This window comes from Alcanivorax sp. (assembly GCF_040118815.1).
In the GTDB taxonomy this organism is placed as follows: Bacteria; Pseudomonadota; Gammaproteobacteria; order Pseudomonadales; family Alcanivoracaceae; genus Alcanivorax.
This window is the reverse complement of the sequence record NZ_JBEDTC010000002.1, coordinates 107,165-119,759: the sequence shown is the minus strand read 5'-3', so window position 1 is coordinate 119,759 and position 12,595 is coordinate 107,165. Positions and strand designations below refer to the sequence as shown.

General features: G+C 47.1%; 13 protein-coding genes. 9 read left to right on the top strand and 4 right to left on the bottom strand.

Annotated elements, in window-relative coordinates; all coding sequences use genetic code 11:
- Positions 1–145 precede the first annotated feature (145 nt).
- A protein-coding gene (locus ABNH18_RS03305; protein WP_349381455.1) for an IS3 family transposase occupies positions 146–1,293 on the bottom strand; the annotation gives its coding sequence in 2 pieces (ribosomal slippage) (positions 146–1,056 and positions 1,056–1,293; 1,149 coding nt in all).
- A 110-nt stretch (positions 1,294–1,403) separates the two neighbouring features.
- Complete coding sequence (locus ABNH18_RS03300; protein ID WP_349381454.1) at positions 1,404–1,781, bottom strand: helix-turn-helix domain-containing protein; 378 nt, start codon at positions 1,779–1,781, stop codon at positions 1,404–1,406.
- Positions 1,782–1,869: 88 nt separating this feature from the next.
- On the opposite strand from ABNH18_RS03300, the gene ABNH18_RS03295 reads away from it, so the two are divergent.
- From ABNH18_RS03295 to ABNH18_RS03270, 6 genes are all read left to right on the top strand, one after another.
- Positions 1,870–2,316: a lecithin retinol acyltransferase family protein gene (locus ABNH18_RS03295; protein ID WP_349381453.1), complete on the top strand. Its 447-nt coding sequence runs from the start codon at positions 1,870–1,872 to the stop codon at positions 2,314–2,316.
- 845 nt (positions 2,317–3,161) lie between these two features.
- Positions 3,162–4,511, top strand: a complete 1,350-nt coding sequence (locus ABNH18_RS03290) for a DNA cytosine methyltransferase (protein ID WP_349381452.1) — start codon at positions 3,162–3,164, stop codon at positions 4,509–4,511.
- The gene (locus ABNH18_RS03285) at positions 4,438–5,598 is read left to right on the top strand and encodes a DNA cytosine methyltransferase (RefSeq protein ID WP_349381451.1); all 1,161 of its coding nucleotides are present in this window, start codon (positions 4,438–4,440) and stop codon (positions 5,596–5,598) included. The genes ABNH18_RS03290 and ABNH18_RS03285 overlap by 74 nt, the downstream gene beginning before the upstream one ends.
- Positions 5,599–5,610: 12 nt before the next feature.
- On the top strand, positions 5,611–6,435 hold the full coding sequence (locus ABNH18_RS03280; RefSeq protein ID WP_349381450.1) for a hypothetical protein: 825 nt from the start codon (positions 5,611–5,613) through the stop codon (positions 6,433–6,435).
- Complete coding sequence (locus ABNH18_RS03275) at positions 6,432–7,280, top strand: AAA family ATPase (protein WP_349381449.1); 849 nt, start codon at positions 6,432–6,434, stop codon at positions 7,278–7,280. The genes ABNH18_RS03280 and ABNH18_RS03275 overlap by 4 nt, the downstream gene beginning before the upstream one ends.
- On the top strand, positions 7,241–8,527 hold the full coding sequence (locus ABNH18_RS03270; RefSeq protein ID WP_349381448.1) for a 5-methylcytosine restriction system specificity protein McrC: 1,287 nt from the start codon (positions 7,241–7,243) through the stop codon (positions 8,525–8,527). Before ABNH18_RS03275 ends, ABNH18_RS03270 begins: the two co-directional genes overlap by 40 nt.
- Before the next feature lie 219 nt (positions 8,528–8,746).
- On the opposite strand, the gene ABNH18_RS03265 is transcribed toward ABNH18_RS03270, so the two are convergent.
- Both ABNH18_RS03265 and ABNH18_RS03260 read right to left on the bottom strand, forming a co-directional pair.
- On the bottom strand, positions 8,747–9,766 hold the full coding sequence (locus ABNH18_RS03265; RefSeq protein ID WP_349381447.1) for a Kiwa anti-phage protein KwaB-like domain-containing protein: 1,020 nt from the start codon (positions 9,764–9,766) through the stop codon (positions 8,747–8,749).
- Positions 9,759–10,430: a KwaA family protein gene (locus ABNH18_RS03260; protein WP_349381446.1), complete on the bottom strand. Its 672-nt coding sequence runs from the start codon at positions 10,428–10,430 to the stop codon at positions 9,759–9,761. The genes ABNH18_RS03265 and ABNH18_RS03260 overlap by 8 nt, the downstream gene beginning before the upstream one ends.
- A gap of 159 nt (positions 10,431–10,589) precedes the next feature.
- On the opposite strand from ABNH18_RS03260, the gene ABNH18_RS03255 reads away from it, so the two are divergent.
- The 3 genes from ABNH18_RS03255 to ABNH18_RS03245 all read left to right on the top strand — a co-directional run bounded on the left by ABNH18_RS03255 (position 10,590) and on the right by ABNH18_RS03245 (position 12,568).
- Complete coding sequence (locus tag ABNH18_RS03255; RefSeq protein ID WP_349381445.1) at positions 10,590–10,922, top strand: hypothetical protein; 333 nt, start codon at positions 10,590–10,592, stop codon at positions 10,920–10,922.
- Positions 10,923–11,003: 81 nt separating this feature from the next.
- Positions 11,004–11,498, top strand: a complete 495-nt coding sequence (radC, locus tag ABNH18_RS03250) for a RadC family protein (RefSeq protein WP_349381444.1) — start codon at positions 11,004–11,006, stop codon at positions 11,496–11,498.
- 101 nt (positions 11,499–11,599) lie between these two features.
- A complete protein-coding gene (locus tag ABNH18_RS03245) occupies positions 11,600–12,568 on the top strand; it encodes a DUF932 domain-containing protein (protein WP_349381443.1) in 969 nt (322 codons plus the stop codon).
- Positions 12,569–12,595: the final 27 nt, after the last annotated feature.

Below are 12,595 nucleotides of genomic sequence, written 5' to 3'. Positions count from 1 at the left end.
TCATTACACGTCCAGTAAGGTAGGAGGCCTTACTGCAGTTGTTGTAATCCCTGGTTCTGATCGATTCGGCGACCGGTCAGACAACTGACACCTTCACCCTCCATTCTCTATGCTTCAAGTCAAATTCTGAATCGCCACCAGTTCTCTAGACACTTCTCAGCCGTTCTTGGTGACGCTTTTCATACTCTACCGGTGACAACTGCTCATTAGAACTATGGCGTCGCCGGTTGTTATAGAACATCTCGATATAATCAAAAATATCTGCTCGGGCAGCGTCCCGGCTGCTGTAGATCTTTCGCTTTATCCTCTCCCTCTTCAACAGCTGGAAGAAGCTCTCAGCAACAGCATTGTCGTGGCAGTTACCGCGCCGACTCATGCTGCCCTCCAGGTCGTGCGCCTTCAGAAACGAGTCCCAGTCGTGGCTGGTGTATTGGCTGCCTTGGTCGGAGTGCACAATCACTTTGCCCTCAGGCTTGCGACGCCAGACAGCCATCAAAAGTGCATCCAGCGCTAGCTCCTTGGTTATCCTGGATTGCATTGACCAACCGATCACCCGTCTTGAGAACAGATCCAGAACAACCGCCAGATACAACCAGCCTTCATGTGTGCGGATATAGGTAATATCCGTTACCCAGCTCTCGTTCGGCGCTTGCGGATTGAACTGCCGCTGCAGGATATTCGGTGTCACCTTGTGTAGCTCCCCAGCCCTATGGCGTGGCTTACGATAACTCACCTGCGCTCGTATTCCCGCGTGGCGCATCAGCCGGTGGACTCGATTGGGCCCGCATTGCTCGCCATACTCGCGTAGATCAGTATGGATTTTCCGGTAGCCATACACGGCTCCGGATTCCAGCCAGAACTGCTTGATCAGACCGGACAGGCGCTCGTCCTCGATTGCACGAGCTGAACGAGGCTGTCTCTGCCAGGCGTAAAAGCCACTGGGGTGAACGTCCAACAGAGAACACAGTGAGCGAATTGGCCACCGCTCGCTGTGCTCCTGAATGAAGGCGTACCTCAATCGGACTGACTGGCGAAGTACGCCGCGGCTTTTTTTAGGATGTCTCGCTCTTCGGTAACGCGCTTGAGCTCTTTCTGGAGTCGGCGGATCTCGGATTGGTCATCTGCATTGGCCTGATGCTGCTCGGAATCCGGGCCGAACTTCCTGATCCAGGCGTACAGACTGTGGGTGGTGACGCCGAGTCGATCAGCCACTTGGGCCACACTGTGACCACGATCGGTCACCTGACGAACCGCCTCAATCTTGAATTCTTCGGGATAGCGCTTGCTGCTCATAGATACCTCTCTGGTTGCCATTTTGGATGGCTGAAAGGTGTCTAGCAAACTGGTGGCGATTCAGTCCTGAGGCATCCAAAAGCGTCCGAGCCCGTCCAAGATACCTCCCCCTATTTGGTCAACATCCCGATCAGAAGCGCAGCAAGCCCAGCTCCCATCAGCATCGACCCAGGATCCACACCACTTTCACCCGCCTTGGTTGCGTTGGCCCTGAGAGGCGCAATAACAGGTACGCCATTCACATTGAGTTGCTGCACCGCGTTATTGAGCCTGTGAGTCAGCTCCGGCCCATCAATCTCCAAAGCTTGCGCAGCAAGATAGAGCTGATCCACAGAAAAGGACGACTTGCCACTTTCAAGACGGCTATAACTCGCCTGAGAGACGCCCATCTTTTTAGCCATCTCCCCTTGCTCAATCCCCTTCACCTTCCTGAGGTTAGCCAATACAACGCCCAGGACGGCTGAAAATGTCGTTTGCTCGGAAGACATCACGGCCTCAATCAAAAAGTTGCACCCGAAATCATTTGGGTTTAACGTATATAAAAATCAAAAAACAACCACTTTTTCAGGAACAATTATGACTCAAATACCAATCTTTGGCGACCTTTTGCTACGGCAGAAAGGGCCGGTTCTTCACCTTGGCGTTCAGCTACAGAACGGCATTGCCCACATTCAGCCAAGCAGAGCTGTCCGCATCACCTCTATGGAGCAGTTTTCGATGGGCCAGTCATATCGCATCATCCGAAGGGAGAATGTAGAGCTAGAGGGGCTGATGGAGAGAGCTCTTGAGCTGGTAGGACAGAACGCGCCCTACCAGCTCCTAACCAACAACTGCGAACACATTGCCAATTACATCTTGCACGGCCACAAAATCAGCCCTCAACTTCAAGCATGTGTTATTGGAATCGGAGCAGGAGTACTCCTAACCAGAAAACAAGATCCATGGGTCAAGCTTCTAGGCGTAGTGGCCACTGGTACCGCCGCTGTGTGCCTCTATAACGCAGCAAGAGACTACGCGGCATAAGGAGAGCCCTCTGCAAGAGGGCTCCGAATTCTTGTCCATTGCCTTCAAGCGCAGCCATTCATTATAACCAAGCCAGGTTATGAGGAATCTTGCCAGCCATAACTACTCCATGTCGCTCTTTCAATTTCCGAACCAGGGAAAAGCCACTAAAAATCAAAAGGTTACCGCCAAAACAAAGCCTTTCTATCGATTTGGCAGAGCCGACGCTCTTGATAAGCGCGAAATTGACACACATAATTCAACACTGTGCATTTGACCAGTTATAGATTGCTATGCCTATTACTCCTCTGGCTTCATGTGAGATCCGGGAGCACTTTGCTGCCCCCTACCATCTCTCCCGCGTATGGACCGGGCTCCTGAGCCCTGCTTACGACTACATGGACATGAAACTTGACCGAAAGGAGCCCCTTACTAAAGCACCTATCCTTCACGCTCCACTGCTGGCCTGAGGAGGGGGAAGTCCATGGAAGGCATGAGGTCCATTACAGATACAACAACTATTTCTAAGGGAAAACAGGCGCGCTAACTGGTAGCTAAGCGGACACGCGCCTAATTTATCAAGCTACTGATGAACCAGGGAATTAATGCTAGATTACTTACTTAACTTGGCCGTATGTACACTCAAAACTCATTCGCACATCCACCATGGCAAAATGGATAATTCGAGAGTCCGTAATGAAAGAATGCTTGAGGAGTTCGACATCAAGAAAGGTAGCGCACTTTTATTCTTCTCCTTTCTGATTTTGAGCCCTTTTCATCAAGACGCATCTGATACTTAATCATAAGCAATTTTTTTCATTCTCCAACACTTGGAGACCCCAGATCTCTATTAGAGTAGTGAGCTCATGAGGCCTAAAGCTAAAGACCAGCGCCATACCACACTGAAGAAACTGGCCACAGAATTATCCAAACAGGCTAAAACGGACCATAATACCCAATGCCTTCGCGACGCATTTGACATCCATAAAAAAAACATATGCCTAAACATTCATGAGGCCTGGCCAAGAGCCCTACAAAATAAGCCTGGCCCAATTTCGGTTTTTGATATGTTTAGCGGCTGCGGCGGAATGTCTGCCGGTTTTAAATTATTAAATTCGATAGCACCAATCATTGATTTGAAAGGCGCTGTAGATATCGACACCAAAGCCAATGAAACATATGAGGAAAACCACCAGCTAAAGGTGGTCGATGCCGATGTTGCGAAATTATCTCGCTCATCTAAAAAACTAGAATCTATTTTCAACCATCATGAATTTTCAAACGACAAAATTAGAATATTGATCGGCTGCGCACCCTGCCAAGGTTTCTCTTCTCACAGAAATAGCGATGGCGAGAAAGATCTCAGAAACACCCTTTTTATGGATTTCGCCAAGATAGCTGTCAAAACACAGCCCGAGGTCATCGTAATTGAGAATGTTCCTGAAATTCTTACTGAAAGATATTGGCCGCATGTCCAAAAGGCCCGAAAAATTCTAGAAGAATCTGGATATTACGTCCATGTAGGCGCTCATAACATGGCGGAATTTGGTGTTCCCCAAGAAAGGTTTCGCGCACTAATACTTGCTATGAAAAAACCGTTCCACGCTCCAAAAGGTTTCCTTGCACCTCAAGAGTTTGCAACAGTAAGAAGCTCAATTTCAGATCTACCACCAGTGGAAGCCGGGGAAAAGTGCAGCTCCGACCCCTTCCATTATTCTGCGAAGCATAAAGAGTCTACCTTGGCAACAATTAGAGCTGTTCCTCACGATGGAGGTAACAGGCCGGATAATGTCGGGCCTGCCAGCCTACGAAACATAAAATCAACAACCGGCAAAGCCGCGTATGAGGACGTTTATGGGCGCTTACCCTGGGACAAACCATCGATAACGATTACTGCCTTTGCAAGAAACCCAGCGAGCGGCAGATTTACTCATCCAGAACAGGACAGAGCTCTAACAATAAGAGAAGCCTCATTATTACAAGGCTTTCCTAAGCAGTACCAGTTTTCAGGCTCACTTGATAGCAGCTTTAGGCAAATAGGCAATGCCGTGCCCCCCATTTTTTCAGCCGCCATTGCATCACATATTGTCAGCGAGTTACTCTCGCCTCCAATCGCTGAAGAAAATTTTGATCGAGGCATCCTTGGCGCTGTGGGCGCCTCTTTTTCTAGAGCTATTCCATCAATCAAAGCGCGCTCTCGCGCAACGAAAAATTGAAATGAAACCTCTTGCTACCTCATCACAACCCAGAATTACCGCCATCGACCTTTTTTGTGGCGCCGGAGGGTTCTCTTTAGGCCTTGAAAAAGCTGGAATTGAGGTTCTTGCCGCTTTTGATTGCTGGGGCAAAGCACTAGAAACATACAAAGAAAACTTTTCACACCCAGCTTTTAATATGGACCTATCCAAAGTTTCGTCCAAAGATGTCTTAGACTCGGTTCATAAAACACCAGGAGAGATTGATATCTTAGTAGGAGGCCCTCCATGCCAAGGGTTTTCTATTCAGCGTATAGGTGATGACTCGGATGAGAGAAACAACCTTATCCTAAAATTTGGCAAGCTGGTTAGAGGAATCAAGCCGCAGCTTTTTTTAATGGAAAATGTACCAGGACTTCTTGGAAAGAGAGGGAAAGAGTTATTTAATCTTCTGCTGAGCGATTTATCCAGCGAAGGCTACAATTTACATTATAAAACCATTAACGCAGCTGATTACGGAGCCCCTCAGATTAGAAGAAGAGTCGTTTTAGCTGGCTGGATCAGCAATGAAAACCCGTTTGAGCTCCCTCCCCCCACTCATCCTGGTGAGAATAATTATATTTCTGTTTCAGAAGCCTTAGGTGACCTTCCATCACCACCAGTTAAAATTGATAGCTCCGGAGACCGGCTCCATAGGAGAACGAAACTCTCCCCCCTTAACCTGAAAAGGATGGAAGCCATACCACCAGGTGGGGGGATGATGGATCTACCGGACGAGCTAAAAGTAAATTGCCACAAATCTGGGGCTGCTAAAATTGGTCACAGATATGTATATGGCAGGCTCCACCCAAACGAACCCGCACCTACAATCACAGCCAGATTTGACTCTTTCACACGGGGTAAATTCGGGCATTATTCGGAAGCGCGAAATATAACATTGCGCGAAGGTGCGCGATTGCAGACCTTCCCTGACGACTTCACATTCATTGGCAACCAAGAGCAAGTGGCAGCACAAATCGGAAACGCGGTACCGTTTAAAGTGGCTCTAGCTCTCTCCTTTGCAGCGAAAAATTTTATCATGTCTAAAAAATTAGCCGCAAATAATTAGAGGGAATAAGTTTTGGTTGAATTCAACTGGAGGGGATCGCTACATCAAACGTTTAGAATTAACAACTCTTCCCCACCCACGCTAACAGCCTTCCTGACATCCGAAGGTTTGCATCGCGACTTGGTTCTTGAGAAGCTTCCGTACGATTCAGCAAGAGCAAAAAATAGAGATTCAACTGGCCCGGATCCCAAGCGATACAGGGATGCGAAGCAGGTTTTCCAAACCATCGGATTGATATACGAAGACGCCGACTCGAAAATCTGCGTCACACATTTTGGGGAAACGCTCCTCCGGTGGCTTTCGCTAATGAACAATGCCAACGCGCCTATCTTAATGCGCCATGCCGCATATGCACTTGCATCCTGCCAACTCAACAACCCTACAGGCGCCGGTTCGAGATATTCTGAAGACGTTGTCGTATTCCCATTTCAGTTCATATGGAAAGCAATGCTTTCTCTAGACGGAATAATAGATTCCGAAGAACTTAATCGATCTATTTTCAAAACTCGAAATGAAGAAGAGCTTTACGAAGAAATTGATAAAATCAAAAATTATAGAACGAGTCGCGACCTCAGTCTATTAGGAGACGAGGCGATTACTGGAAGTCGCAAAAATGATCGAATAATTCCATGGATATCATTAGCATCTTTTGGGTGGGCACTAATTAAAGATAAAAGAGAAAGCACTGTCTCTGGATACTACCAAATCAATGAAAATATGTATGAACTTCTGTCCGAGGCTTCCAAAATCAGGCATAAACATAGGAATTTCACTTCCACAAAAGAATATGTTGAGTATATTTCTTCAAACGCCAGCCTGCCGGAAGATCTAAGATGACTAAAGATTATGGAAATGCAACTGAGTCCAGAATTACAGAAGTCGTTAACGCCTGTCAAAAGTATGGATCGACATCTATCATTGCTTTAGCTGGCGTACCCGGAACAGGAAAGTCATTCATCGCATCGATAGCTGCTCAGCGCCTTACAAATGAGCCCCTCTTTGTTAGAGAGATCCAGTTTCACCAATCATTTTCTTACGAAGAGTTTATAGAAGGACTAAGGCTGGATGCAGGAGGAGGAGTAGAGACAAAGCCAGGAATCTTTTTAGAATGGAACCAACAAGCTCTTGATGACCCAGAAAATAATTATGTTTTACTAATTGAAGAGCTTACAAGAGCGAATATTGCATCTGTTCTTGGTGAACTAATGACTTATGTAGAACACCGAAACAGATCATTTTTGACTGTCTACTCCAGAAAACCCGTAAAGGTCGCCGATAACCTAACTATAATAGCCACTTACAACCCTACTGACCGTTCTGCCATTGAGCTGGATTCAGCACTTTTAAGGCGCTTGCGTATTATTCGTTTCCCTCCTGACACTGCTCAGCTAAAAGAAATGCTAGCAAATAACGGGATTCAAGAAAATGTAATTGGGCAATTGGAAGGTATATTTAGTGTTTGCAGGCGTGATCACCCTGATGACTTTGAACATTTAATGCCATTTGGTCATGGCATATTTTCCAGCATTACTAGCGAGTCACCTGATCTGCATGAACTATGGACCGAGCGAATTGAGCATCTACTAAAGCGCCCACTAATTGAACCCCACCCCTTTACCACAACCATTGAGAACAACTACCCATGGAGAGACATCCAGTACAAGACAACGAGCGACAACTAAAATACATAACTGTCAAAGAACGAAATCATACCGAGCTATCGAGTGAAATTTGGAAGGAAGTAAGGGAGGAGGAAGCATTTTACAACTTGGTATCTGAAGGAATTATTCAAGCGAGGAGTATAAGCGACGGCAAAGGATTACTATCTTCAAGCTGTCACGTCGGACATGCGGTTCTGGGACAATACTGCATTAAGGTCGAAGAAAAGGTACCTGGTGCTTTAGATGCCCTGTCTTCAAAAATTCCAGAAAATAACAAAAAAACTCATTTTTCATCTTCGGCAGAAGTATCAGAAATCAATACTGAATCATATATTCGAGAATTCTTGCAACTTGTAAAAGTATACATATCACAAGGGAGAGAGTTTTTTTATTCAAAATCAAGTCGAACAGGATCTTTAGCCGGAGGAAAAATCAATACAACAAAAACAATCCAATTACGAGCCAGGGGCATGGGCCACATTCTCGCCTTTGAACAACAGGAAATATCTTATTCAACAGAATTTAATTATTTAATTTACAGAACATTACTGGAAGCAAAAAAGCTATGCCAATCATTAAACCTTCCCTCTGAAATTATTTTTCTTATCAGACGGCAAATAATGTCATTTTCCGACAACCATAACGAGACCTTATTAAATCGAAAAATTTCTTTTTATATAGACACTGCCTCTCGACTTCTCCTTAAAAGAAAAAGCAAAACAAAGCATAGAATCCTAGAGCTTTCAAAGCTTTTGCTTTCCGGACTATCGACATCTAAAACGCCAACAAACAACACAATAGCACAGGGAGCTTGGTTTTATAATTTGGAAACCCTTTTTGAAGAGGCCACAAGAAACTGCCTTTTCATCGAAGGAAACCTGAAAGCAATCAAGGGAAGCGATAAAGAAGAGTTCTTATTAAAAAATGACCAAGCCAGCCTATACCGGCTCAACCCTGACTACGTGATAATAGACAGCAACAGTAGCGTAATCGCTGTAGGAGATGCCAAATATAAAAACCTTAAACCTACGCCTTCTAATAGCGATGTATATCAGCTTTTAATTCACAGCCAATGCTTTGAATCCAAAATCGCGTTTCTTATTTACCCCGGTGACAACCTCTCAATAAAAAAATTAGGGAAAACGAAAAATGGCATTATTACTTTAATGATAACCGTACGGGTGCAGAACCTTTTGGATGACTGCCAAGCAGCCCTTCTTGCCATTAATAGGTTAAAAGGCGGGGCATCCCCAAACACAAACCAGTAGCAACCACGATTACAACACGCGAATATTAATGCAGAAAACAAATACCCACTTCGGCCACCTGACAGCCATTATAATAACGGCCAACCAAAAAGAATAAAATTTCTTAAGTTTACATCTCAGGCCTGCTTGGCTTATAAAGCTCAAAGCCGTTAGAGTAAAACCCCGAAACCACACCACAACACAACACAGAAACCAATCACGCTGGCCAGCGTTTTTGGGCTAACCTTTTTCCATATTCAAAAGGCGACCACTATTAGTTCCATAATAATCACCGGAAACCATTCCCTGTTTATAATAATCGTTCAACAGTTTAACAAAGTAACCAACATCATTTTTGTCTTCCAACAAGAGCTTCCCTTCATCGGTCAATTTCAGCTCCTTCCCCTCAAATTTATGAAGAACATCCTTCATTTTATCAATCTCATCGTGATTGAGTTTGTGATGGTGGCCCTTCTTTGCAATATTCGACAATGTTTTCAAAAGAGATCTACTTTCTTTCAGCATAGACTCAATAAACTCAACCCCCTCAACCAGATCAGTAGCCTGAAGAATATCGACAACATCACCCGCCGCCGTCTTAAACTCCTCCTCCAAGCCAACTATACTCTCGAACCCTTTTTTCCTAAAAACAAAAAATTCGTCCTCCAAAAACAAGCAATCCACCTTGTCATCGAAAGTAATGCTTTCATTTTTAGACGCTTTAAGCTCCGCTGTTTCAGAATCGAAAAATGAGGACAACTTATCCTTCACCCCCTGACTTTGGTCGGTCACCACCATCCCTTTAGAAAGCTTCCTGAACACAAGAAAGCCTGCTTCCTCGCCAGCAATCTTCAAACAGTATGCCCAAAGATTGGACTTAACTTCTGACAGAGAACTAATAGAATCAACCTTTCCTGGCAATATCTGATCGCTAACCACGTCAGAGAACGACAGAGCATTATTCAGTGCATATGTATACAGCTTATCCGGCAAATCATCGGCAATAACATCATACGGCTCCAACTCATGTGTATCAGAAGAGACCACTTTATCTAAAGTATCCGCAACATTATCAGTAAAGAATTTCTTTACATCCGGAGAAACATCTAGCAACCAAGCTCTAAAATCATATTTATCCACTGTCTTTGCTGACTTCTTGACTCCCTCCCGAATCTCTCTTGTTATAAAAAAAACATTAATCGAGAATTTGTCACTACCTAAAACGTCCTTCATCCTATTTAACTTCTCATTTTCAATCATCTCCACCTCCAGCAACCGAATAATAAAGCTTATACCCCATCGACTTCACTTTTATCATATCACCCTCTTCTAAAAACTGATTCCTTGACAGCACCATTCCCCGCCTTTTCTGTTTATTAAAAAAATCTTCATACTCAACAAGGTAAAGTGAATACCAAACACTCAACACAGGATTAATAAGAACCATAGATGAATTGGAATATATCAGATACGTCACAACAAGGAGAACACCAATCGAAAACACACTCACAACACTCGAAAGGTCCTGAAAAACAAAAGGAATAATATAAGTAAACAGATACGAGATAGACTCATTGTTTTTATTTTCTATATCGACAACTTTTACCAAAACCCCATTAGATTCTGCCCTGCGACGCATATTAGGAATAAGAAATGCAACACCCAAAACACCCAAAAAAGACAAAGCCATCAGCACTGAGGCCACGCCAAAAAACTGCAAATAGGTTACCAGCGCCTCCAAGTTAAGCCCTCCCCAATTCAGATACTCTCGATATGTATAAACTTGGGAAAAACACATTATTAAAAACAAGGGGATATAGGACACGAGAAAAAGCGTTAGCTTTGCCCCTTTTTTCAACTCAAACCTTCGTTTAGTCATGCCGCCCTCACCAGCCAACACATTAAGACCTTCCTCAGCAATCAACGCCAAATACTGCCACAAAAAGAAAAAGAGTAAATAGCAAACACCCTACAAGCTTAAACAGCCTCTTTTTATGTCGCCATTCAAAATATTCTCAAACACATATCACCTCCATGAAGCCAGGAAGGAATCACCTTCCTGGTCCCATCTCATGGAGGTTTCATGATCATTCAATGTCCCAGCTGCCAATCTATCCGGGTATCAGCACTCCACAACGGACGCAGGGTTTGCGGCTCCGTCGGCACAGCTGCCGGTGCCGCTAGCGGCGTGGCTGCAGCCACCAGTGGTGCCCGTGTGGGCATGACACTGGGCTATGTCGCAGGCCCGGGAGGATCACTGCTCGGCGGCATCGCCGGTGCCGTGATTGGCGGTCTAATTGGAAGTGTTGCCGGCGGTGAGGCCGGTGCCGCTCTCGGTGACAAGCTCGACCAAACCTTTCTCGACAACCTGCAATGCCTGGATTGCGGCCACGCCTTTCGAATCGACACCGATTAACCCGTATTTCGCACTTACCCCCTTTCACTGCATGCCAGAGCCCGCCTTGTGCGGGCTTTTTTATGCCGTTTTGGAGTTTCTATGGATATTCCCACTTTCGTAAAGAACGAGCAGGGCCTGTACCACGTTCAGGGCTGCGTGAAGCCCGAGGAGATTGTCAGCACAGCCGCCACCATCCTGCTGGATGAGTTGACCGGTCGGGAGGCACTCACCTCTCCCACCGATGTCGCCCAGTTCCTGCAGCTGGCCCTCGCCCAGGAAAAGAACGAGGTCTTCGCGGCCATCTTTCTCAACAACAAGCACAAGGTGCTCAGTTTCGAGCCCTTGTTCAACGGCACCATTGATGGCGCGGCGGTGTATCCCCGTGTGGTGGTACAGCAGGCCCTGGCCTGCAATGCCGCTGCCGTGATCTTCGCCCACAACCATCCCTCCGGGTGCTGTGAGCCCTCCCAAGCTGATCGCACCATCACCACCCGACTCAAGGACGCTCTGGCCCTGATCGATGTGCGGGTCTTGGATCACTTCGTAGTGTCCCGCTCCGAGTGGGTCAGCCTAGCCCAGCGTGGCTGGCTCTGAGTTTTCCTCTTCTGCTTTTGCTCTACCCCTGACTCTCCACACCTCTTCTCATTCGTTAACCCGCCCGCTTCGGGCGCACTGCTATTTCTTGGAGATTTACCATGGCACATCTTGTCAAAAGCATGGCCTATGCAGGCCGCACTCCCTGGCACGGGCTGGGCAACCAGCTCGCCGCCCAACAACCCCTCAATGTCTGGATGCAGGAAGCCGGCATGGACTGGGAGATCCGCGAAACCCCTGTCCGCTTCATCAGCAGCGAGGCTGGCGCCCTCGGACAGATCTCATCCTTCCCGGATCAGAAGGTCCTGTTCCGCTCAGACAATCAGACGCCTCTGTCGGTAGTGAGTAACCGCTTCAAGGTGGTTCAGCCACGGCAGATCCTGGAGTTTTACCGGGATCTCACCGAGCGCTCTGGCTTTGAACTGGAAACGGCTGGCGTCCTTAAAGGTGGCCGCAAGCTGTGGGCGCTAGCCCGCACCGGGCAAACGGGCTCCTTGGCAGGCAATGACCAGACCAACGGCTATGTGCTGCTGGCTACTGCCTGTGACGGCACCCTGGCTACCACTGCCCAGTTCACCAGCATCCGGGTGGTGTGCAACAACACCCTGGCGGTAGCCCTGAATGGTGCCGGCCAGGCGGTGAAGGTCCGCCACAACACCACCTTTGATGCCCAGGCCGTCAAGAAACAGCTGGGGATCTCCGTCTCCGCCTGGGATGACTTCATGTACCGGTTGAAAACTCTCAGCGAGCGGCGCATCACCCGCAAGACCGCCGAGAAAGTCATGCGCTCGGTCTTCACCGATGTGAACTACTCCTCTGGTGACATGCTGGTGAAGCCCAACGAGCAGGCCATGAAGAAGGCCATGGCGCTGTATGAGGGCGCCGGTCGCGGTGCGGAGCTGCCGTCTGCCAAGAACACGGCCTACGGCCTGCTGAATGCCGTAACCGAGTTCGTGGACCACGAACGCCGCGCCCGCAGCACCGACAACCGTCTGGATTCCGCCTGGTTCGGCAAGGGCGCCCAGATCAAGCAGCGGGCCCTGAACCAGACTCTGGAACTGGTGGCCTGACTGATTCCCTACTCACTCTTTTCCCTC

Coding starts and splice junctions, on each gene's coding strand:
- radC (WP_349381444.1), top strand. CDS start 11,004: ATGGATATTCCCACTTTCGTAAAGAACGAGCAGGGCCTGTACCACGTT.
- ABNH18_RS03270 (WP_349381448.1), top strand. CDS start 7,241: ATGGAGAGACATCCAGTACAAGACAACGAGCGACAACTAAAATACATA.
- ABNH18_RS03245 (WP_349381443.1), top strand. CDS start 11,600: ATGGCACATCTTGTCAAAAGCATGGCCTATGCAGGCCGCACTCCCTGG.
- ABNH18_RS03255 (WP_349381445.1), top strand. CDS start 10,590: ATGATCATTCAATGTCCCAGCTGCCAATCTATCCGGGTATCAGCACTC.
- ABNH18_RS03300 (WP_349381454.1), bottom strand. CDS start 1,781: ATGTCTTCCGAGCAAACGACATTTTCAGCCGTCCTGGGCGTTGTATTG.
- ABNH18_RS03265 (WP_349381447.1), bottom strand. CDS start 9,766: ATGATTGAAAATGAGAAGTTAAATAGGATGAAGGACGTTTTAGGTAGT.
- ABNH18_RS03295 (WP_349381453.1), top strand. CDS start 1,870: ATGACTCAAATACCAATCTTTGGCGACCTTTTGCTACGGCAGAAAGGG.
- ABNH18_RS03290 (WP_349381452.1), top strand. CDS start 3,162: ATGAGGCCTAAAGCTAAAGACCAGCGCCATACCACACTGAAGAAACTG.
- ABNH18_RS03275 (WP_349381449.1), top strand. CDS start 6,432: ATGACTAAAGATTATGGAAATGCAACTGAGTCCAGAATTACAGAAGTC.